Source organism: Streptomyces sp. ADMS, assembly GCF_033441795.1.
In the GTDB taxonomy this organism is placed as follows: domain Bacteria; phylum Actinomycetota; class Actinomycetes; order Streptomycetales; family Streptomycetaceae; genus Streptomyces.
This window is the reverse complement of record NZ_JAVFVX010000032.1, coordinates 17,291-36,804: the sequence shown is the minus strand read 5'-3', so window position 1 is coordinate 36,804 and position 19,514 is coordinate 17,291. Positions and strand designations below refer to the sequence as shown.

General features: G+C 70.7%; 19 protein-coding genes. 14 read left to right on the top strand and 5 right to left on the bottom strand.

The genetic code is table 11. The features are described 5' to 3' along the window. Positions 1-224 precede the first annotated feature (224 nt). Complete coding sequence (locus tag RB628_RS16450; RefSeq protein ID WP_318321179.1) at positions 225-1,103, top strand: hypothetical protein; 879 nt, start codon at positions 225-227, stop codon at positions 1,101-1,103. Beyond that, the gene (mycP, locus tag RB628_RS16445; RefSeq protein ID WP_318321178.1) at positions 1,100-2,305 is read left to right on the top strand and encodes a type VII secretion-associated serine protease mycosin; all 1,206 of its coding nucleotides are present in this window, start codon (positions 1,100-1,102) and stop codon (positions 2,303-2,305) included. Before RB628_RS16450 ends, mycP begins: the two co-directional genes overlap by 4 nt. Positions 2,306-2,329: 24 nt before the next feature. Here mycP and RB628_RS16440 read toward each other — a convergent pair whose 3' ends face one another. After that, entirely contained in the window at positions 2,330-3,349 is a 1,020-nt protein-coding gene (locus RB628_RS16440; RefSeq protein ID WP_318321177.1) for a serine hydrolase, read from the bottom strand. A gap of 149 nt (positions 3,350-3,498) precedes the next feature. Between RB628_RS16440 and RB628_RS16435 the strand changes: the two genes are divergently transcribed. Then, positions 3,499-4,242: an SseB family protein gene (locus tag RB628_RS16435; RefSeq protein ID WP_318321176.1), complete on the top strand. Its 744-nt coding sequence runs from the start codon at positions 3,499-3,501 to the stop codon at positions 4,240-4,242. Here RB628_RS16435 and RB628_RS16430 read toward each other — a convergent pair. Continuing rightward, complete coding sequence (locus RB628_RS16430; protein WP_318321175.1) at positions 4,239-4,607, bottom strand: DUF1844 domain-containing protein; 369 nt, start codon at positions 4,605-4,607, stop codon at positions 4,239-4,241. The genes RB628_RS16435 and RB628_RS16430 overlap by 4 nt on opposite strands. A gap of 368 nt (positions 4,608-4,975) precedes the next feature. Here RB628_RS16430 and infC point away from each other — a divergent pair, with 368 nt between their 5' ends. The 10 genes from infC (at position 4,976) to RB628_RS16380 (ending at position 16,366) form a co-directional block, all read left to right on the top strand. Beyond that, positions 4,976-5,692: a translation initiation factor IF-3 gene (gene infC / locus RB628_RS16425; RefSeq protein WP_318321207.1), complete on the top strand. Its 717-nt coding sequence runs from the start codon at positions 4,976-4,978 to the stop codon at positions 5,690-5,692. Between the two features lie 105 nt (positions 5,693-5,797). Beyond that, on the top strand, positions 5,798-5,992 hold the full coding sequence (rpmI, locus tag RB628_RS16420) for a 50S ribosomal protein L35 (protein ID WP_003947156.1): 195 nt from the start codon (positions 5,798-5,800) through the stop codon (positions 5,990-5,992). 102 nt (positions 5,993-6,094) lie between these two features. After that, complete coding sequence (rplT, locus tag RB628_RS16415; RefSeq protein ID WP_019065472.1) at positions 6,095-6,478, top strand: 50S ribosomal protein L20; 384 nt, start codon at positions 6,095-6,097, stop codon at positions 6,476-6,478. Positions 6,479-6,795: 317 nt separating this feature from the next. Continuing rightward, on the top strand, positions 6,796-7,641 hold the full coding sequence (locus RB628_RS16410) for an RNA methyltransferase (protein ID WP_318321174.1): 846 nt from the start codon (positions 6,796-6,798) through the stop codon (positions 7,639-7,641). A gap of 54 nt (positions 7,642-7,695) precedes the next feature. Beyond that, entirely contained in the window at positions 7,696-8,877 is a 1,182-nt protein-coding gene (locus tag RB628_RS16405; RefSeq protein ID WP_318321173.1) for an ATP-binding protein, read from the top strand. A 146-nt stretch (positions 8,878-9,023) separates the two neighbouring features. Beyond that, on the top strand, positions 9,024-10,151 hold the full coding sequence (gene pheS / locus RB628_RS16400; protein WP_318321172.1) for a phenylalanine--tRNA ligase subunit alpha: 1,128 nt from the start codon (positions 9,024-9,026) through the stop codon (positions 10,149-10,151). After that, positions 10,151-12,655 carry a phenylalanine--tRNA ligase subunit beta gene (gene pheT / locus RB628_RS16395; protein ID WP_318321171.1) on the top strand — a complete coding sequence of 835 codons (2,505 nt, stop codon included), beginning with the start codon at positions 10,151-10,153 and terminating at the stop codon, positions 12,653-12,655. The genes pheS and pheT overlap by 1 nt, the downstream gene beginning before the upstream one ends. A gap of 237 nt (positions 12,656-12,892) precedes the next feature. After that, a complete protein-coding gene (locus RB628_RS16390) occupies positions 12,893-14,026 on the top strand; it encodes a PP2C family protein-serine/threonine phosphatase (RefSeq protein WP_412180669.1) in 1,134 nt (377 codons plus the stop codon). Positions 14,027-14,345: 319 nt separating this feature from the next. Next, on the top strand, positions 14,346-15,695 hold the full coding sequence (locus tag RB628_RS16385; protein WP_318321169.1) for a transcriptional regulator: 1,350 nt from the start codon (positions 14,346-14,348) through the stop codon (positions 15,693-15,695). Positions 15,696-15,826: 131 nt separating this feature from the next. Further along, positions 15,827-16,366, top strand: coding sequence for an NUDIX hydrolase (locus RB628_RS16380; protein ID WP_318321168.1), 540 nt, complete (start codon positions 15,827-15,829; stop codon positions 16,364-16,366). Between the two features lie 7 nt (positions 16,367-16,373). Here the strand turns inward: RB628_RS16380 and RB628_RS16375 are convergent, their stop codons facing one another. Next, positions 16,374-16,631: a hypothetical protein gene (locus tag RB628_RS16375; RefSeq protein WP_318321167.1), complete on the bottom strand. Its 258-nt coding sequence runs from the start codon at positions 16,629-16,631 to the stop codon at positions 16,374-16,376. A gap of 191 nt (positions 16,632-16,822) precedes the next feature. Then, positions 16,823-17,683, bottom strand: a complete 861-nt coding sequence (locus RB628_RS16370; protein WP_318321166.1) for a 3-hydroxybutyryl-CoA dehydrogenase — start codon at positions 17,681-17,683, stop codon at positions 16,823-16,825. 240 nt (positions 17,684-17,923) lie between these two features. Here RB628_RS16370 and RB628_RS16365 point away from each other — a divergent pair, with 240 nt between their 5' ends. Beyond that, the gene (locus RB628_RS16365) at positions 17,924-19,171 is read left to right on the top strand and encodes a glycoside hydrolase family 10 protein (RefSeq protein WP_318321206.1); all 1,248 of its coding nucleotides are present in this window, start codon (positions 17,924-17,926) and stop codon (positions 19,169-19,171) included. Between the two features lie 138 nt (positions 19,172-19,309). Here RB628_RS16365 and RB628_RS16360 read toward each other — a convergent pair whose 3' ends face one another. Next, complete coding sequence (locus RB628_RS16360) at positions 19,310-19,504, bottom strand: DUF1918 domain-containing protein (RefSeq protein WP_318321165.1); 195 nt, start codon at positions 19,502-19,504, stop codon at positions 19,310-19,312. Positions 19,505-19,514 lie beyond the last annotated feature (10 nt).

Sequence of the window (19,514 nt, the reverse complement as noted above, 5' to 3'; positions counted from 1 at the left end):
CTGTGGCCGACCCGCCCCGGACTTCGGGCAGCCGTCCCGTCGCCCCCGACATGCCCCCAGCGCCCGCCGGCTTTTCTCGCCCCGCGAACGCGTCCTCCGCTCCCGTCGGCCGTCCGTACCCCCCGGACCCGCCCCGGACGTCGAGCGGCGGTCCCGATACCGCCGGGATGCCCCCGGCGCCCGCCGACCCCCCGCGCCCCCCGAACGCGCCACCGGGCTCCGGCGTGCCCGACCCCGCCCTGTCCTGGAGCTCCGCCTCCTACGGCGACACCAGCGCCGTCGGTCCCGGGCGGCCCGTCGTCTCGCTCGCGCAGCCCGACGTGTACGGCGGTGAGACGCGGTTCCGGCCCTTCAGCGGGCGGGCGGTGCTGGCCGCAGCCTGTGCCGTGCTCGGGCTCGGGCTCATCGGCGGTGCGCTGACAGGGAGTTGGCTGACCGGGGACGGTTCGGCGGATGCCGGTGCGCGCACCGCGTTCACCGCGGCCGGGACCCTCTGGCACAGCGTCCCCGTGGACCAGCTCTTCCCGCCCACCGTCGAGGGCGACGGAGCCGGCCCCGGCGGCGCCGACCGGACCTGGATCCGGATCGCCGTCGCCCCGGACACCGGCTGCGCCGACGCCTTCGACCCGCTGCTGCGCAAGGCTCTCGCGCCCGTCGGCTGCCAGCGCCTCCTGCGCGCCACCTACACCGACGAGACCCAGAGTTACGTCACCACCGTCGGACTGCTCTTCACCAAGGCGGACGACACCGCGATGCGCGCCCTGCGCACCCGCTTCGGCGACGAGAACCTCGACCGCCGTACCGACCTGATGCCCCGCCCCTACGCCGCGAAGAACACCGTCGCCGACGATTTCACGGACGCCCAGCGCGCCTCCTGGACCATCTCCGTCCTCACCGACGCACCCGTCGTCACCTACGCCGTCTCCGGCTGGTCCGACGGCCGCGGCGTCGACGCCCCGCAGCCCGCCGAGGACGCCATGGCGTCCGGCACCACCACGGCCGTCGCCCAGGCGGGCCTCGGCCACGAGGCGAAGGGTCTGGCCGACCGCGTCGAGCGGGCCCTCCGCAAGACCGTCAGCTCGCCCACGAAGCAGCCGTCATGACCCGGGCCCGCACAGCCCGCGGTGGGCTCCTCGTCCTCCTTCTCGCAGGCTCCCTCGCCCTCCTGCCCACCACCACCGCGTACGCCGACGGCATCCGGGCCCAGCAGTGGGCCCTGGACGCCATGCACGCACAGGAGGCGTGGCGAATCACCAAGGGCAAGGGCATCACGGTCGCCGTGCTCGACACCGGCGTCGAGGCCGACCACCCCGATCTCGTCGGCAACGTCCTCGAAGGCAGGGACATGGTCGGCTTCGGGGCGAGCAGGGGAAACGAGTTCTGGGCCAAGCACGGCACCGCCATGGCCGGCATCATCGCCGGTCACGGACACGGCTACGGCAACGCCGACGGTGTGATGGGCATCGCCCCCCAGGCGAAGATCCTGCCCATCCGTGTGATCCTCGAAGACGGCGACTCCGCCCGTGGCAAGGCCCGCAACACCCGCGGCAACGCCCTTGCCGAAGGCATCCGCTGGGCCGCCGACCAGGGCGCCGACGTCATCAACCTCTCCCTCGGCGACGACTCCAAGTCCGCGCATCCCGAGCCCGCCGAGGACGAGGCCGTCCAGTACGCCCTGAAGAAGGGCGCCGTCGTCGTCGCCTCGGCCGGCAACGGCGGCGAGAAGGGCGACCACATCTCCTACCCGGCCGCCTATCCGGGCGTCATCGCCGCGACGGCCGTCGACAAGTACGGCACCCGCGCCTCCTTCTCCACCCGCCGCTGGTACGCCACGGTCAGTGCCCCCGGCGTCGACGTCGTCATCGCCGCCCCCGACCAGCGCTACTACGAGGGCTGGGGCACGAGCGCCGCCGCCGCCTTCGTCTCGGGCGCCGTCGCCCTCATCAAGGCCGCCCACCCCGGACTGAGCCCGGCACAGATCAAGAAGCTTTTGGAGGACACCGCCCGGAACGAACCGGCCGGCGGCCGGGACGACTCCCGCGGCCACGGCTTCATCGACCCCGCGGCGGCCCTCAAGGCGGCAGGCAAGCTCAAGCCGGAAGAGCTCAAGTCGACTGCCCACGGCAAGGAGTACTTCGGCGCGGGCCCGGACGTGGCCCCCGAAGAGGACGACGGCGTCGGCTGGGCGGGTCCTGTCGCCGGCGGCCTCGGTGTCGTGCTTTTGGTCGCGGCGGTCCCACTGTGGCGCGGTCGCCGCAGGGCGGGTGACCGCGCCGTCCACGACTCGTACGACGACGACTTCTGAGCCCGGCGGTGATCTGACGGCCCGTCAGGACCCGGCAGCGGTACCGGACCCCGTGGCACCTGCAGCAGCCGTGGCCCTGCCCGTGTCTGCGTCCGTGGACGCGCTGTCGAACACCGAAACCGCCGCCCGCGCCGCCGACTCCACCAGCGAAACCCCCTTCGTCTTCGTCGTGTTGCCGTTCGACACCACCGCGATGAGGAACTCCCGCCCGTCCGCCGCCGTCACCCGCCCGATGCTGTTGATGTCCCACAGCCCGGTCGCCGTACGCGGCAACCACCCGTTCTTCAGGGCGACGTGACCACCCGTGGTACTTGCGGCCGACACTCCCCAGTCCTGGTCGTCGGCCACGGAGCCCATCAGGCCCTGGAGATACGTCCGGGACGCCCCGCTCAGTTCCGACGCCTCCCCGTTCTTCGCGAACACCTGCTGGAGCAGGGTGAGTTGATCGGCCGCCGTCGTCTGGGTCAGGCCCCACAGCATGCCGGTGCCGCCCTCGGTGTCCGTCAGTCCGAAGCGCTTGTTGGCGGCGGCGAGCCCCTCCGCCTTCCCGATGGCCGTCCACAGTGCCGACGCCGAAGCGTTGTCGCTGACCTCGATCATCGAGGTGGCGTAGCGCTTCTCCTGCGCCGTGAGACTCCGGTCCTCGTCCTGCGCCTGGAGCAGCAGCGCCGCCAGGATGTCGACCTTGACGATGCTCGCCGTGTCGAACGCCCCGTCCCCGTAGGTGGCACTGGCGCCCGACTCGAGGTCGAGCACGGCCACGGACACCTCGGCCCCGTCCTCGGCCGCCGCCGTCACCGGCTTCATCACCTCGGACAGCAGCGTGCCCGGTTCCACCGTGGGCTCCGCGACGGGTTCCATCGACGCCTCCTCGCTCGTTCCGGCCGCCACGGGCGCTGCCGCCGCCGTCGAAACGCGGCCCACGTCCGCGTGAGCCTGTGCCTTCACATACGCGGTGCCCACACCCGTGCCGCCCATGACGACCGCGGAGGCGAGAACGACGTAGACGAACGACCGGCGGCGGGGAGCTCTCTCAGAGGCCATGCCGTGATGCTGGTGGCCCCGGCTGTGCGGTTGATTAGACGAATGTTAGATGCGTGTCAGGGATGACTGAGAAGTCGGTGAATCCGGTGAACGGCAGGTTTCCGGGGCGGCGAAAGCCCAGGAGCGATCCCCCGATAGGGTCGGTCACCGTGGCGAACAAGAACATTCCCGACTCCGCGTTCCCCGACGACGACGGCAGCGCCGACCCCCGGCTGAGCGCCGCGCTGGCGGCCTGGGCCGAGGACCGAGGCGCCGTCGGACCGGTACTGGCCGCGCTCAGGGGCGCCCGGCTGCTCGTCCCCGTCGTCGCCGTGCTCGGGGAGGTCGAGGAGGACGAGAACGGCTTGCGCCACGAGAAGACCAGCGACATGGCCGTACCGACCCTGAAGGCCGGCGACCGGACCGCCCTCCCGGCCTTCACGTCCACCGACTCGCTGGCCCGCTGGGACCCCGCCGCCCGCCCCGTCGCCGTACCCCTGCGCCAGGCCATCCAGGCCGCCGCGCACGAGAAGGCGGACACCATCGTGCTCGACCTGGCCGGTCCCGTGCCCTACGAGCTGACCGGGCCCGCGCTGCTCGCCCTGGCCGAGGGACGTACGACGGCGGATCCGCTCGCCGATCCCGCCGTGGTCGACGCCGTACGGGCCGTCGTGGCCGCCGAGCCCGCCGTGGTCCGCGCACACCTGGGCCCGGGGCAGGCCGACGGCACCCTGGCCCTCGTACTGGACCCGGCCGCGCTCCCGGCCGACGCCGCCCGTGCGGTCGCCGGGCGCCTCGCCGCCGACGAAACGCTCAGGGCCCGCCTGGTGCGCGGCCTCGACCTGGCACTGCTGCCGGCCGGAGCGACGCCGCCCGGCGAGCCCCTTTACGTGCGTTCCCGACCCGTCGCCTAGCCGTAGACCGGGCCCGTGTACTTCTCGCCGGGCCCCTGGCCCGGGTCGTCCGGGACGAGGGACGCCTCGCGGAAGGCCAGCTGGAGCGACTTCAGGCCGTCGCGCAGCGGGGCCGCGTGGAAGGAGCTGATCTCCGTCGTACTCGCGTCGAGCAGACCGGCGAGGGCGTGCACCAGCTTGCGGGCCTCGTCAAGGTCCTTGTACTTGTCGCCCTCGTCGGTCAGACCGAGCTTCACGGCGGCGGCGCTCATCAGGTTCACGGCGACCGTCACGATCACCTCGACCGCCGGGACCTCGGCGATGTCGCGGGTCATGGCGTCGAAGTCGGCACCCGGGGAGTCACTCTGGGGAGGGGTCTCACTCATGACCCACACGATAGGCCCCGAGGGCCCGGCCCCTTTGTGCGGGCGCCGTGTACCCGACGGTTCGCGCCACCTCCTACTTGGTGCTAGCCTTTTGTAACGACCGGCTGGACACTTGCGTGCCCGGCCCACAAGTGGAGGCTCCGAACTCCCACCCGACCGCCCTTACGGACGGCGGGTCACCCGGTCAGGCGGCCACCATCGTTCCGTACGGACGATGGAGTCGCCCGATGTGCGCCCCGCGGTTGACCGCGGCGGTGCTCCGGTATTGCTTTGGAGCCCCGCCTGTGTCCCGTCGGGGCATTTTTCATGTGTCCCGGTAGTTGGTCCCACTGTCATCAGAGACATACGCGACGGTCCGCCAGACCGCCGTGTGGTGCTACCGAGGAGGATCCATCAGCACCGAGCCCCGCATCAACGACCGGATTCGCGTTCCCGAAGTGCGACTTGTCGGTCCCAGCGGCGAGCAGGTCGGGATTGTTCCGCTTGCCAAGGCCCTGGAGCTTGCGCAGGAGTACGACCTCGACCTGGTCGAGGTGGCGGCGAGCGCTCGCCCGCCGGTCTGCAAGCTCATGGACTACGGGAAGTTCAAGTACGAGTCGGCCATGAAGGCCCGTGAGGCGCGCAAGAACCAGGCGCACACGGTCATCAAGGAAATGAAGCTCCGGCCGAAGATCGATCCGCACGACTACGACACCAAAAAGGGTCACGTCGTCCGGTTCCTCAAGCAGGGCGACAAGGTCAAGATCACGATCATGTTCCGTGGTCGCGAGCAGTCCCGGCCCGAACTGGGCTACCGACTGCTGCAGCGGCTCGCCTCGGACGTCGAGGACCTCGGGTTCATCGAGTCGAACCCGAAGCAGGACGGCCGAAACATGATCATGGTTCTCGGTCCGCACAAGAAGAAGACCGAGGCGATGGCCGAGGCCCGTGAGGCCCAGGCGGCCCGCAAGGCGGAAGCGAAGGCCAACCCGGGCAAGTCGCAGAACGCCGCGGAGAGCGACGGAGTCGACGAGGACATCGACGACGACGTGGACATTGCCGAGGAGGCCGCCGAGGCTCCGGCCGAGGCATCCGCCGAGGTCTGATCCCGGGGCTCACGCCCTGGGATGCCAACCCATACACATGACGTTCACCGTGCCCGGTTTCACGACCGGGCACCGGGACGCCACTGACGAGGAGAGAACGGCGCTATGCCGAAGAACAAGTCGCACAGCGGTGCCAGCAAGCGCTTCAAGATCACCGGCTCCGGCAAGGTGCTCCGCGAGCGTGCCGGCAAGCGCCACCTGCTCGAGCACAAGTCGTCCCGTCTGACGCGTCGCCTCACCGGCAACGCCGAGATGGCCCCGGGCGACGCCAAGAAGATCAAGAAGCTTCTCGGCAAGTGACATACCGGCGCCCGAGCGCCGTACGTACGTCCGAAGACCGGGACCCTGTCGAAATCCGGGCCGTGTGACAACAACCGCGGCCCCGCTGCAAGGAGTTAACAAGTGGCACGCGTCAAGCGGGCAGTAAACGCCCACAAGAAGCGCCGGGCGATCCTCGAGGCCGCCAAGGGCTACCGCGGTCAGCGTTCGCGCCTGTACCGCAAGGCCAAGGAGCAGGTCACCCACTCGCTGGTCTACAACTACAACGACCGCAAGAAGCGCAAGGGCGACTTCCGCCGGCTGTGGATCCAGCGCATCAACGCCGCTGCCCGCGCCAACGGCATCACCTACAACCGCTTCATCCAGGGTCTGAACGCGGCGAACATCGAGGTCGACCGCAAGATCCTGGCCGAGCTGGCCGTCAACGACGCCGGCGCGTTCGCCGCGCTCGTCGAGGTCGCGCAGAAGGCCCTGCCGTCGGACGTCAACGCGCCGAAGGCTGCGTGACGCTCGCGCCGGCCTGAACCGCGTGTGATGTGACCCGGACCCGCAGGTGTTCGCCGCCTGCGGGTCCGGGCGTTTTTCGGGTGCGTTGTCGGGTGCGGGTGGGTGGGGGCTGCTCGCGCCCCGCGGCAAAGCCGCGAATGTCACAGCCACGCGCGCTGAAGAGCAGGGGCTGCGCCTCCCGCTTCGGCCCGCAGGGCCGTGTCTTTCAGGGGCGCGGGGAACCGCGCGAGAAGCCCAGCCGGACCCGTACCCGCCAGTCAACCGATGCACCCGAGTTCTCAGGTGTCATCCATCCCACTCGACCTCAAAGGTGCCCCATGCCCGCCACCCCCGAGTTGATCTCCCCGCGCTCCGCCCGCGTCTCCGCCGCGCGGCGGCTCGCGAAGCGGAACTTCCGGGGGAAGGACCGGCTGTTCCTCGCGGAGGGGCCGCAGGCCGTGCGGGAGGCGGCCGGGCAGGTGGACACTCTGGTCGAGCTGTTCGCGACGGTCGAGGCCGCGGAGCGGTACGCCGACATCATCGGGGAGGCGCGCGGTGCCGGCGCCCGCGTGCACCTCGCCACCGAGGACGTGATCGCCGGCATCTCCACCACCGTCACTCCGCAGGGGCTCGTCGGGATCTGCCGGTTCCTCGACACCCCGTTCGAGGACATCCTCAAGGCGCGGCCCCGGCTCGTCGCCGTCCTCGCGAACGTGCGCGACCCCGGCAACGCCGGCACCGTGCTGCGGTGCGCGGACGCCGCCGGAGCCGAGGCCGTCGTTCTCACCGACGCCTCCGTGGACCTGTACAACCCCAAGGCCGTACGGGCCTCCGTGGGCTCCCTGTTCCATCTGCCGGTGGCCGTCGGGGTGCCCGTGGAAGAGGCCGTGGCCGGACTCAGGGAGGCCGGCGTACGGATTCTCGCCGCCGACGGCGCAGGCACGGACGACCTCGACGACGAGCTGGACAAGGGGGCCATGGGCGGGCCCACCGCCTGGGTGTTCGGGAACGAGGCCTGGGGGCTTCCGGAGGAGACGCGCGCGCTCGCCGACGCCGTCGTGCGCGTTCCGATCCACGGAAAGGCGGAAAGCCTGAACCTGGCGACCGCCGCCGCCGTATGTCTCTACGCGTCCGCCCGTGCACAGCGCGCCTCCGGAGGGTGCCGCTCCGTCACCGAGAGCTAGTAGGGTGACGGGCTCGGGGGCCCACTGCGCCAGTCCGAGAGGTGGGGTACGGGGATGACTGTCGGCACGAGCGGAACACTGGGGGCACGGGAATTGCGGAGTGAACCCGCCTCCCGGCACGGTGATCCCGCTGGGCCCGGAGCCGGAGCCGGAGCCGGATTCGGAGCCGGGCTCGGCATCGACCCCGACGACCTGCCCGACGGCCTCGTCGTCGCCGACGAGCACGGCCGGGTGATCTGCTTCAACGCCGCCGCCCAGCGCATCACCGCAGTCCCCGCCGCCGACGCCCTGGGCCTGCGGCTCGAACGGGCCCTTCCGTTAGAGGACCTGGAAGGGCGCCGCTGGTGGGGGCTGACCGACCCGTACGGCGGTCTCGCGATCCGGAACGGCCAGCCGGAGCGGAACCTGCTGCTGCCCGGCGGACGCGAAGTGCTCGTCTCGGCGCGCTACCTCCGTACGCGCCCCACCGGACCGGTCCGCCGGGTCGTCGTCTCGCTCCGTGACACCGAGGCCCGCCGCCGCACCGAGCGCAGCCACGCCGAGCTGATCGCCATCGTCGCCCACGAGCTGCGCTCGCCGCTCACCTCCGTCAAGGGCTTCACCGCGACCCTGCTCGCGAAGTGGGAGCGGTTCACCGACGACCAGAAGAAACTGATGCTGGAGACCGTCGACGCCGACGCCGACCGCGTCACCCGGCTCATCGCCGAACTGCTCGACATCTCGCGCATCGACTCCGGTCGGCTCGAAGTGCGCCGCCAGCCCGTCGACATGGGCGCCGCCGTCGGACGGCACATCCAGGCGTACGTGGCCTCGGGGCAGCCCGCCGACCGGTTCCTGCTCCGGATGGAACAGCCCTTGCCGGCCCTCTGGGCGGACCCCGACAAGGTCGACCAGGTGCTCAGCAACCTGCTGGAAAATGCGGTGCGCCACGGCGAGGGAACCGTCACCATCGACGTCACGGCCGCGCTGTCCCCGCGTGAGGGGGACGCCGACCAGAACACGGCCACGTCGGTCACGGTGAGCGACGAGGGGCCCGGCATCCCGGAGGAGTCCATGAACCGCGTCTTCACCCGCTTCTGGCGGGGCAGCAAGCGTGGTGGCACGGGCCTAGGGCTCTACATCGTCAAGGGCATCGTCGAGGCCCACGGCGGCTCCATCACGGTCGGCCGCGCTCCCGGCGGCGGCGCCGAGTTCCGATTTATGCTGCCCGTGAGCACCCCGGCGTACCTTCAGTAACGCCGACGAGGCCCCGCGGGCGCGTTCCTCCACCTCACCCCCGTTAGACTCGGCCTTTGGCACCTTTGCGTCCCTCTCTGTGGACCATTCGTCTCCGAGCCGTAGACGGGGACCATCCGCCAAGCCAACCGGAAGCACGGGAAGAGATGTCGGCACCGAACAAGTCGTACGACCCTGTAGAGGTCGAGGCCCTGAAACCGGAAGAGATCGAGCGCATGCGGGACGAGGCGCTCGCCGCCTTCGCCGCCGCGGACTCCCTCGACGCACTTCAGGAGGCCAAGGTCGCCCACACCGGCGGCACCTCGCCGCTGGCCCTCGCCAACCGCGAGATCGGCGCGCTGCCCCCGCAGGCCAAGGCCGCCGCCGGCAAGCTCGTCGGCCAGGCCCGGGGCGCCGTCAGCAAGGCGCTCGCCGCCCGCCAGACCGAGCTGGAGGCCGAGCGGGACGCCCGGGTGCTGGTCGAGGAGGCGGTGGACGTCACACTGCCGTACGACCGCGGGCAGGCCGGCGCCCGCCACCCGCTGACCACGTTCATGGAGCGCGTCGCGGACGTCTTCGTCTCCATGGGGTACGAGGTCGCCGAGGGCCCCGAGGCCGAGGCGGAGTGGTTCAACTTCGACGCCCTGAACTTCACCCCGGACCACCCGGCCCGGCAGATGCAGGACACCTTCTTCGTCGAGGGCCCCAAGGGGACCGTCGGCGACGAGTCCGGTGTCGTGCTGCGGACGCACACCTCGCCCGTGCAGGCCCGCTCCATGCTCGACCGTGAGCCGCCCGTCTACATCGTGTGCCCCGGCCGCGTGTACCGCACGGACGAACTCGACGCCACGCACACCCCGGTCTTCCACCAGATCGAGCTGCTGGCGATCGACGAGGGCCTGACCATGGCCGACCTCAAGGGCACCATGGACCACATGGTCCAGTCGCTCTTCGGCTCGGACATGAAGACGCGGCTGAGGCCCAACTACTTCCCCTTCACCGAGCCGTCCGCCGAGATGGACATGCTCTGCTACGTCTGCAAGGGCGCGTCCGTCGGCAACCCCGACCGCCCCTGCCGGACCTGCTCCAGCGAGGGCTGGATCGAGCTGGGCGGCTGCGGCATGGTCAACCCGCGCGTGCTCGTCGCGTGCGGCGTCGACCCCGAGAAGTACAGCGGATTCGCCTTCGGGTTCGGCATCGAGCGGATGCTGATGTTCCGCCACAACGTCGAAGACATGCGAGACATGGTCGAGGGTGACGTCCGGTTCACCCGGCCGTTCGGGATGGAGATCTGATGCGGGTCCCGCTTTCTTGGCTGCGGGAGTACGTCGACCTGCCGGCGACTCAGACCGGCCGAGACGTCCAGGAGAAGCTCATCTCGGTCGGCCTGGAGGTCGAGACCGTCGAGCAGGTCGGCGCCGGTCTCAAGGGCCCTCTGGTCGTCGGCCAGGTGCTGACCATCGAGGAGCTGGAGGGCTTCAAGAAGCCGATCCGCTTCTGCACGGTCGACGTCGGCACCGCCAACGGCACCGGTGAGCCCCAGGAGATCGTCTGTGGCGCGCGCAACTTCGCCGTCGGCGACAAGGTCGTCGTGGTCCTCCCGGGCGCCGTCCTGCCCGGCGACTTCGCGATCGCCGCGCGCAAGACGTACGGCCACACCTCGCACGGCATGATCTGCTCCGGCGACGAGCTGGACATGGGCGACGACGGGAGCGGCGGCATCATCGTCCTGTCGCCCGAGCACGAGGTCGGCACCGACGCCATCGAGCTGCTCCAGCTCGTCGACGAGGTCCTCGACATCGCCGTCACACCCGACCGCGGGTACGCCCTCTCGCTGCGCGGCATCGCCCGCGAGACCGCCATCGCCTACGGTCTGCCGCTGCGCGACCCGGCGCTGCTCGACGTACCGGCCCCGAACGCGTACGGCTACCCGGTCGAGGTCGCCGACCCGTTCGCCTGCGACCGCTTCACCGCCCGCACGGTGACCGGGCTCGACCCCGACGCGCAGTCCCCGATCTGGCTCAGGCGCCGCCTCCAGAAGGCGGGCATGCGTCCGATCTCGCTCGCCGTCGACATCACCAACTACGTGATGCTGGAGCTGGGCCAGCCCCTGCACGCGTACGACCGCTCCCGCGTCCAGGGTGCGATCGGTGTGCGCCGGGCCGAGCCGGGCGAGAAGCTCACCACCCTCGACGGCGTGACACGCACGCTGGACGCCGAGGACCTGCTCATCGTCGACGACCGCGGCGCCATCGGCCTGGCGGGCGTCATGGGCGGCGCCAACACCGAGATCGACGACACCGAGGGCACCACCACCGAGGTCGTCATCGAGGCCGCCCACTTCGACGCGATCACCATCGCCCGCACGGCCCGCCGCCACAAGCTGGCCTCCGAGGCGTCCAAGCGCTTCGAGCGCGGCGTCGACCCGCAGGCCGCCTCCGCCGCCGCCCAGCGCACGGTGGACCTCCTGGTCCTCCTCGCGGGCGGCACCGCCGACGCGGGCGTCACCGAGGTCATCTCGCCGTCCGCGCCGCGCACGATCTCCATCCCGGCGAACCACCCGCACAGGGTCGCGGGCGTCGACTACGGCCGCGAGACCGTCGTACGCCGTCTCCAGCAGGTCGGCTGCGACGTGTACGGGCAGGACGAGCTGATCGTCACCGTCCCGTCCTGGCGCCCCGACCTGACGGACCCCAACGACCTCGCCGAAGAGGTCATCCGTCTGGAGGGCTACGAGAACCTGCCCTCCACCCTGCCCAAGCCCCCCGCGGGCCGCGGCCTGACCGACCGGCAGCGCCTGCACCGCCGCGTCGGCCGGGCACTGGCCGGGGCCGGCTACGTCGAGGCACTGAACTACCCCTTCATCGGCGAGCACGTCTTCGACCAGCTCGGCCTGGACTCCGACGACCCCAAGCGCAAGGTCGTCAAACTGGCCAACCCGCTCTCCGACGAGGAGCCCGCACTCCGTACGACGCTGCTGCCGGGCCTGCTCGGCGCGCTGCGCCGCAACGACGGGCGGGGCAGCCACGACCTGGCCCTGTTCGAGACGGGGCTGGTCTTCCATCCGCAGGACGAACTGCTGATCGCCGGGCGTCTCCCGGTCGACCGGCGTCCCACGGACGAGGAGACCGCGTCCCTCACGGCCGCGCTCCCCGTCCAGCCCCGGCACGCCGCCGTCGTCCTCACGGGCGCCCGCGAGCAGGCCGGCTGGTGGGGCAGGGGCCGCCCGGCCGACTGGGCCGACGCGATCGAGGCGGCACGGAGCCTGGCCCACGAGGCGGGCACCGAACTCCTCGTCCGCGCTGGGCAGTACGGCCCGTGGCACCCCGGCCGCTGTGCCGAGCTGGTTGTCGTGGCCGACGGCGCCGAGGAGGTCATCGGGTACGCCGGTGAGCTGCACCCCCGGGTGCTGAAGGCTCTGGGTCTGCCGGCGCGCACCTGCGCGATGGAGCTGAACCTGGACGAGCTGGAAGCGGCGGGTTCGGGTGTGCCCAAGGGGCCGAAGATCTCGACGTTCCCGGTCGCCACGCAGGATGTCGCCCTGGTCGTCGCACGCGAGGTTCCGCACTCGGACGTCGAGGCGGCGCTGCGCGAGGGCGCCGGGGTGCTTCTGGAGTCCATTCGGTTGTTCGACGTGTACGAGAGCGGCGAGCAGCTGGGGGAGGGGCGGAAGTCGCTGGCCTACGCGTTGCGGTTCCGGGCTGCTGACCGGACGCTGACCGTCGACGAGGCGTCTGCGGCCCGGGACGCGGCTGTTGCTCTCGCGGGGGAGCGTACGGGAGCGGTGTTGCGGAGTTAGCGCGCCTGGGCTGGGTATCAGTTTCGGCTGCGGGCGCTCTGTCGCTCGTCGCGCAGTTCTGCGCGCCCCTGGTGCGGAGGGTTTGCCCCCCCCACACCCCCCATAGGTCACGTCGCTCCTTCGGGTGACAAGTTGGGGTGATCTGGTCCCTTCGGGGCATGTGGTCGACAGAATCGGACCGGCCTTTCGGGGCCGGTCCGATCTACGCTGTCAGGGCCTGACCGGGGGGCTATCGGCATGATCCGTATCAAGGCTGGGGTTTCCTGTGGGCGGGCCGCGCTCGTGCGGCGGCGGTGCGGGTCGGGGTACAGACGTCGGCGTCGGTTGGCTGGGCGGCAGCCTCTGCGCCGGGTGCTGTCGCTCGCGCTGCCCACGGCGTGGGGTGCCACGGCGATCACGTACAAGCTGGTCTGTCCACTCGCTCAGCAGAACGGGCTGGGGGCGCGGATCGTCACCAGCGCCGTCTTCTTCGCCGTCGGGACCGGGCTCATGCTCCACGTCCGCCGGGCACTCCAACGCGAGCTGCGGGTCGCCCGGGAGGTCGCCTGGGCCGCGCAGAGTGTGCTGCTCCGGCCGCTGCCGCAGCGCATCGACGGTCTTCGGGTCGCCGCCGCCCAACTGTCCGCCGACCGGGGTGCCACGGTCGGCGGGGATCTGTACGAGGTCATCGCGACCGAGCACGGCGTACGGGTCGTGATGGGCGATGTGCGTGGGCACGGCATCGCAGCCCTCGGGACCGTCGCCGCCGTTCTCGGCAGCTTCCGCGAGGCCGTGCACGACGAGGCCGAACTCGGCAGCGTGCTGCGGCGGTTGGAGCGGGCCCTGGGCCGCCATCTGGGCGAGCGGGCACGGGCCGGACACCCCTCGGCTGGGCTCTCGGCCGTGCTGGACCCCGACAGCCCGGTCGCCGAGGAGTTCGTCACCGTACTGCTCCTGGAGATCCGCGGGGACGGAGAGATGAGGGCCTTCAACTGCGGGCATCCGTCGCCGTATCTGCTCAGCGGCGGCCGCGTCGAGGTACTGACTGCCGGTGAACCCCTGCCTCCACTGGGTCCGTTCCCCTTGCCGGCCGAGCTGTCCGCCGAACACTGCGGCCAACTGCTCCCCGGCGAGTCCCTGTTGCTCCACACGGACGGCGTCGAGGACGCCCGGGACGCTCATGGCCGGTTCTTTTCCCTGCCGACTGTGCTGGCGGACGCCGTCCGTACCCAACCGGTTTCGCCGCAGGCGGTGCTAGGGGCGGTCCTCTCCCGTTTGTCGCGACATGCGGGCGGCTCTCCGACGGACGACGTAGCCCTGCTGGTACTGCGGAACGACCGCCACCACATCCCACAGCAACAGGAACCCCCGGTGGCCCATCAAGTCACGTGAGCCGCAGTCTTTCAGGGGCGCGGGCTGTATCGACTTGCGGCTCCGCCGCCTGGGCGCGACAAGCCACGAACTGTGCACAGGCAACCCGCGACCGAAGTCACCCCCGCTCGGCGGGCCGAGCCGCCGCGCACTGTACGAGGGGGAGCCGGCGGCCCGGCGGCCTCTTGCGAGGCATTTCAGTCAACCGGACGGGCACTCTCCGCAACAGCGTGCGCACGCTACGGATTGGCGCACTCCGATCACACCCCGTGTGAAGGCGGACACACTACGCTGACGGACACGGCAGGCGCACGTCGGCACCGGCCACCGGAGGGCATCCATGCAGCCCAACACCCTGCTCGACGCGATCCTCGACGAGGCGGGCGTATCCCATGCGGGACTCGCCGCCCATGTCAATCAGGCGGGCCGGGCGCGTGGCCTCGCCCTGAGGTACGAACACACCGCCGTGGCACGGTGGTTGAAAGGCCAGCGCCCGCGGGGCCAGGTGCCCGACCTGATCTGCGAGGTGCTCGCCGCCCGGCTGCACCGCCCGGTCACACTGGACGACATCGGCCTCGGAGTGGCGGGTGACAGCGCCGGTCCGCCCGGCTCGGCCGGTATCTCACTGTCCGGCTTCGTCGAGCGGGCGACCGCACTGTGGCGCTCCGACGAACAGCAGCGCCCGCACATCCTCGGCGCCCCCGCAGTCACCGGCACGCCCGCCGTGATGCCGGTGTGGGAGTGGGAGAACCCGCCCGAGGACGTCGACGTCTCGCGCGGCGGCCGGCACCGGGTCAGCATGGCCGACATCGGGATGCTCCGCTCGGCCCGTGCCCACTACGAGCAGATGTACCGCAAGGCCGGCGGCGTCGCGATCCGTACCAGGATCGTCGGCTTCCTGAACGCCGAGACCGCGCCCCTGCTGCGCGGCAGCTACACCGATGCCACCGGCCGCCAACTGCACCGGGCCACAGGCGGGTTGGTGGCGATCGCCGGCATCTGCGCGTACGACTCGGATGCCCATGGCCTCGCCCAGCGCTATTTCCATCAGGCGCTGCGGCTGGCAAAGGCAAGCGGGGACCGGGGGCTCGGGGCGTATGTCATCGGGCTGCTCGTCAACCAGGCGCTGTTCATGCGGGAGTACCGTCAGGCCGTCGCCTTCGCGGAGGCCGCGCTGCGCGCCGCGGGCAGGCACATCACGCCGGCGCTCGCCTCCGACCTCTACGCGATGCAGGCCAAGGCGTACGCGCACCTGGGTGACGGCAGCAGCGCCCTGTCCTGCATCCGGCTGGCCGAACAGGCCGCCGATCGCATCCGTCGCGGTTACGAACCCGACGAAACCGGCTATGTCCAGCCGGGGTTGGTCAACGTCCAGGTGGCGGAGGCGCTGCTGAGCCTTGGTGATCTGGCGGCGGCGGGGGAGCACGCGGTGGCGGCGGTGGACAATCCGGCGCACGACCGGGGCAGGGTGCACCGGCTCGCGATGCTCAGTCAGATCGAACTGCGCCGGGGCAACGCCGACAAGGCGGTGGCCACCGCGGTGCAGATGGCCGAGCAGGCGCGCGGAATGGAGTCCCAGCGGCTGCGTGACAGACTGCGTGCCGTACGCGAACACCTGGTGCGCAACGGCTGCGCGGGCACGGCCGAGGCGGCCGAACTGATCGACGGGGCACTGCGCGTACCGCTCTAGACACCCTTCCGCGGGACGTCTTTGGCGGGCGGCTTCTCGGGTACTCACGTGGTGAGTCGCGTTCTGTGTGCCTGCTGTCAGAACACTCCTGCTGCCATATTGCCATCTACTCGGCGGAAGGTGGCAGAACCGTGCAGTGGACGAAACAGAACGAACATACCGTGTACGCAAATCGCTGGTTCAGGGTCAATCTCGCGGATGTCGAGCTGCCGGACGGGCGGCATCTCGACCACTTCCTGATACGGCTGAGGCCCGTGGCCGTGGCCACCGTGGTGAACGAGGCCAACGAGGTACTCCTGCTGTGGCGGCACCGCTTCATCACCGACAGCTGGGGGTGGGAACTCGCGGCAGGGGTCGTGGAGGACGGTGAGGACATCGCCTTCGCTGCCGCAAGGGAACTGGAGGAGGAGACGGGCTGGCGACCGGGACCCCTGCGGCATCTCATGAGCGTCGAGCCGTCCAACGGACTCACCGACGCCCGGCACCACATCTACTGGGCGGAGGAGGGTGAGTACATCGGACACCCCGTGGACGACTTCGAGTCGGACCGCCGGGAGTGGATCCCCCTCAAGCTCGTCCCCGACATGGTCGTCCGCGGGGAGGTCCCGGCCGCCAACATGGCGGCCGCACTACTGTTGTTGCACCATCTCAGACTCGGCCAGGACACCTAGGGCGCGCTCAGCGTCCGATGGCGTACCAGACCGTCACGGCCAGCGCCCCGAGGGCGGTGAGGGCCGCGACGGCGGGCAGGGGCCATCGGCCGTGTTCCAGGTGGACGACGCGTGTGCTCAGGTCGTCGAGTTCCTTGTCCGTCTCCTTCGTGCGATGACTGAGCAGGGCCAGACCTCCCTCGACACGCGCGTACGCGACATCGAGGCGGCGGCGTAACTCTGCGAGTTCTCCATGGGCCACGGGATGTTCGGGGTCGGCGGTCACGTTCCGCTCCTTTCCGTAGTCGTCACATCCCTTGCATGCGCATGATGAGTCAACCCGCCTGGTGGGCGTGTGGGGAGAGTGTGCGCCCGGCATATGCGTGTCCGGCGTGCACACGGTGTGTGAATGCCGCGGGCCCGGCACTCCGAAGAGTGCCGGGCCCGCGTACGCCCCGGTGTTACGCTGGGTGATTTCTAGCCGTAGGTGTAGAAACCCGAACCCGACTTCCGGCCCAGCCGGCCCGCGTCGACCATGCGCTGGAGCAGCGGGGGAGCGGCGTACAGCGGCTCCTTGTACTCCTCGTACATCGAGAAGGCGACCGAGGCGACCGTGTCCAGGCCGATCAGGTCGGACAGCTTCAGCGGGCCCATCGGGTGGGCGCAGCCCATCTCCATGCCGTTGTCGATGTCCTCACGGCTGGCCATGCCCGACTCGAACATCCGGATCGCGGAGAGCAGGTACGGGATCAGCAGGGCGTTCACCACGAAGCCCGAGCGGTCCTGGGCGCGGATCGCGTGCTTGCCGAGGGCCTTCTCGGCGAACAGCTGGGCGCGGCCCAGGGTGCCCTCGGAGGTGGTGAGCGCCGGGATCAGCTCGACGAGCTTCTGCACCGGGGCCGGGTTGAAGAAGTGGATGCCGACGACCTGGTCGGGCCGGGAGGTGGCGACGGCCAGCTTCACCAGAGGGATAGAGGAGGTGTTGGAGGCGAGGATCGCGTCCGGGCGGGTCACCACCTGGTCGAGCACCTGGAAGATCTCGGTCTTCACCTGCTCGTTCTCGACGACGGCCTCGACCACCAGGTCGCGGTCGGCGAACTCGCCGAGGTCGGTGGTGAAGCTGAGCCGCGCCATCGTCGCGTCCCGCTCCTCCTCGGAGATCTTGCCGCGCTCGGCCGCCTTGGAGAGGGAGTTGAACAGCCGGGTGCGGCCGAACTCCAGGGCCTCGCCGGTGGTCTCGGCGACCTTCACGTCCAGCCCGGAGCGGGCGCACACCTCGGCGATGCCTGCTCCCATCTGGCCGCAGCCCACGACTCCGACGCGTTCGATGTCGGTCACATCGTCCTCTTTCACTGATCATCTTCGCTGGCCGTCCGGCCTGCGGGCCCGCGGTTGTCCGGTGTCTTCCGTCTGTCCGGAGCCTGCGCCAAACCTGCACGTTACCTTCGGCGGCCATTGCTCAATCTTCCGGGCCTCACATGGGAGTGTGGCCCGGGACGGGTGAGGACGGTCTGTGACTTGTCCTACACGACGCATACCGGAGGTACGGAAATGAGCGGGAAGGCGCGGCACGCGCGCATGTCACGGCGGGCGTTCGCGGCGACCGCCCTGTCGACGCTCGTGGCGGGCGGGGCGGTGGCGGGGGCCGCGCTGGCCGGTGCGGAGCCGAGCGGGGCGAACGGCGGCCGTAGGAGGGCGACGCGCGAGTTGCGGGGGATGTGGCTGGCGACGGTCGCCAACCGGGACTGGCCGTCGAAGCAGGGGCTGACCGCCGGCCAGCAGCGCGCCGAACTGATCGCCCATCTCGACACGGCGGTGAACCGGCGACTCAACGCGGTGTTCTTCCAGGTCCGACCGACCGCCGACGCCCTGTGGCCTTCGCCCTACGAGCCCTGGACGCAGGTCCTCACCGGAACCCAGGGCAAGGACCCCGGCTGGGACCCGCTGGGCACGGCGGTCGAGGAGGCGCACGCACGCGGCCTCGAACTGCACGCCTGGTTCAACCCGTACCGCGTCGCCAACCACACCGACCCCACCAGGCTCGTCGCCTCCCACCCGGCCCGCAGGCACCCCGACTGGGTGGTTCCGTACGGCGGGAAGCTGTACTACAACCCGGGTCTGCCCGAGGTCCGTCGCTTCGTCCAGGACGCGATGCTCGACGCGGTGGCGAAGTACGAGGTCGACGGTGTCCACTGGGACGACTACTTCTACCCGTACCCGGTCGCCGGCCAGACCTTCGCCGACGACGCCCAGTACGCGAAGTACGGCGGCACCTTCCCCGACCGGGCCTCCTGGCGGCGCGACAACATCGACAAACTGGTACTGGAGACGGCCGCCCGCATCAAGGCCGTACGTCCCGATGCCGACTTCGGGATCAGCCCCTTCGGCGTGTGGCGCAACGTGGCGACCGACCCGCTCGGCTCGGACACCCGGGCGGGTGTGCAGACCTACGACGACCTGTACGCGGACACCAGGAAATGGGTGCGGCGGAACTGGATCGACTACATCTGCCCACAGATCTACTGGAATATCGGCTTCGCCGCGGCCGACTACGCCAAGCTGCTGCCGTGGTGGGCGGAGGCCGCCAGGGGCACGGGGACGAAGCTGTACGTCGGTGAGGCGCTGTACAAGGCCGGCGACCCGGCGCAGCCCGCGGCCTGGCAGGACCCGGCCGAGCTGTCCCGGCACCTGACGCTCGCCCGTGACCACCCCGAGGCGCGCGGGCACGTCTTCTTCTCCGCCAAGGAAGTGGGCACCGACAGGATCGGGGCCATGGAGCGGGTGGTCGCCGACCACTACCAGCAGCCGGCGATGCCACCGCGCTGAGCGCTCAGCGGGCAGTGCGGTACCCGGGCTGCGGGTCCGTCGTGGCTGGTCGCTCCCGCGCGGCGGAGCCGCGGATCGAGACAGCCCCGCGCCCCTCCGGGGCGCGTGGCTGACCGCACCCGGGCCTCGCGAGAACCGCTAGTGGTCCTTGTCCTTGTGGCGGACCTCGCAGTCGGGACCGGGTGACATCACTGCCTCGTGCCCGTCCGGGAATCGGACGCGGTACGGGGGAGTGCCCTCCTGGCCGAGGACCTCGACGACTTCCGTGACCTGATCGTGCTGGCCGACCACCCTGCCGTGCTGGACAAGCTGGTCGCCCACGGTTGCGCGCATCTGCTGGTCT

Coding starts and splice junctions, on each gene's coding strand:
- RB628_RS16430 (WP_318321175.1), bottom strand. CDS start 4,607: ATGAGTGAGACCCCTCCCCAGAGTGACTCCCCGGGTGCCGACTTCGAC.
- pheS (WP_318321172.1), top strand. CDS start 9,024: ATGTCGGCACCGAACAAGTCGTACGACCCTGTAGAGGTCGAGGCCCTG.
- mycP (WP_318321178.1), top strand. CDS start 1,100: ATGACCCGGGCCCGCACAGCCCGCGGTGGGCTCCTCGTCCTCCTTCTC.
- RB628_RS16440 (WP_318321177.1), bottom strand. CDS start 3,349: ATGGCCTCTGAGAGAGCTCCCCGCCGCCGGTCGTTCGTCTACGTCGTT.
- RB628_RS16365 (WP_318321206.1), top strand. CDS start 17,924: ATGTCACGGCGGGCGTTCGCGGCGACCGCCCTGTCGACGCTCGTGGCG.
- rpmI (WP_003947156.1), top strand. CDS start 5,798: ATGCCGAAGAACAAGTCGCACAGCGGTGCCAGCAAGCGCTTCAAGATC.
- RB628_RS16360 (WP_318321165.1), bottom strand. CDS start 19,504: ATGCGCGCAACCGTGGGCGACCAGCTTGTCCAGCACGGCAGGGTGGTC.
- RB628_RS16410 (WP_318321174.1), top strand. CDS start 6,796: ATGCCCGCCACCCCCGAGTTGATCTCCCCGCGCTCCGCCCGCGTCTCC.
- RB628_RS16405 (WP_318321173.1), top strand. CDS start 7,696: ATGACTGTCGGCACGAGCGGAACACTGGGGGCACGGGAATTGCGGAGT.
- RB628_RS16385 (WP_318321169.1), top strand. CDS start 14,346: ATGCAGCCCAACACCCTGCTCGACGCGATCCTCGACGAGGCGGGCGTA.
- pheT (WP_318321171.1), top strand. CDS start 10,151: ATGCGGGTCCCGCTTTCTTGGCTGCGGGAGTACGTCGACCTGCCGGCG.
- RB628_RS16390 (WP_412180669.1), top strand. CDS start 12,893: ATGATCCGTATCAAGGCTGGGGTTTCCTGTGGGCGGGCCGCGCTCGTG.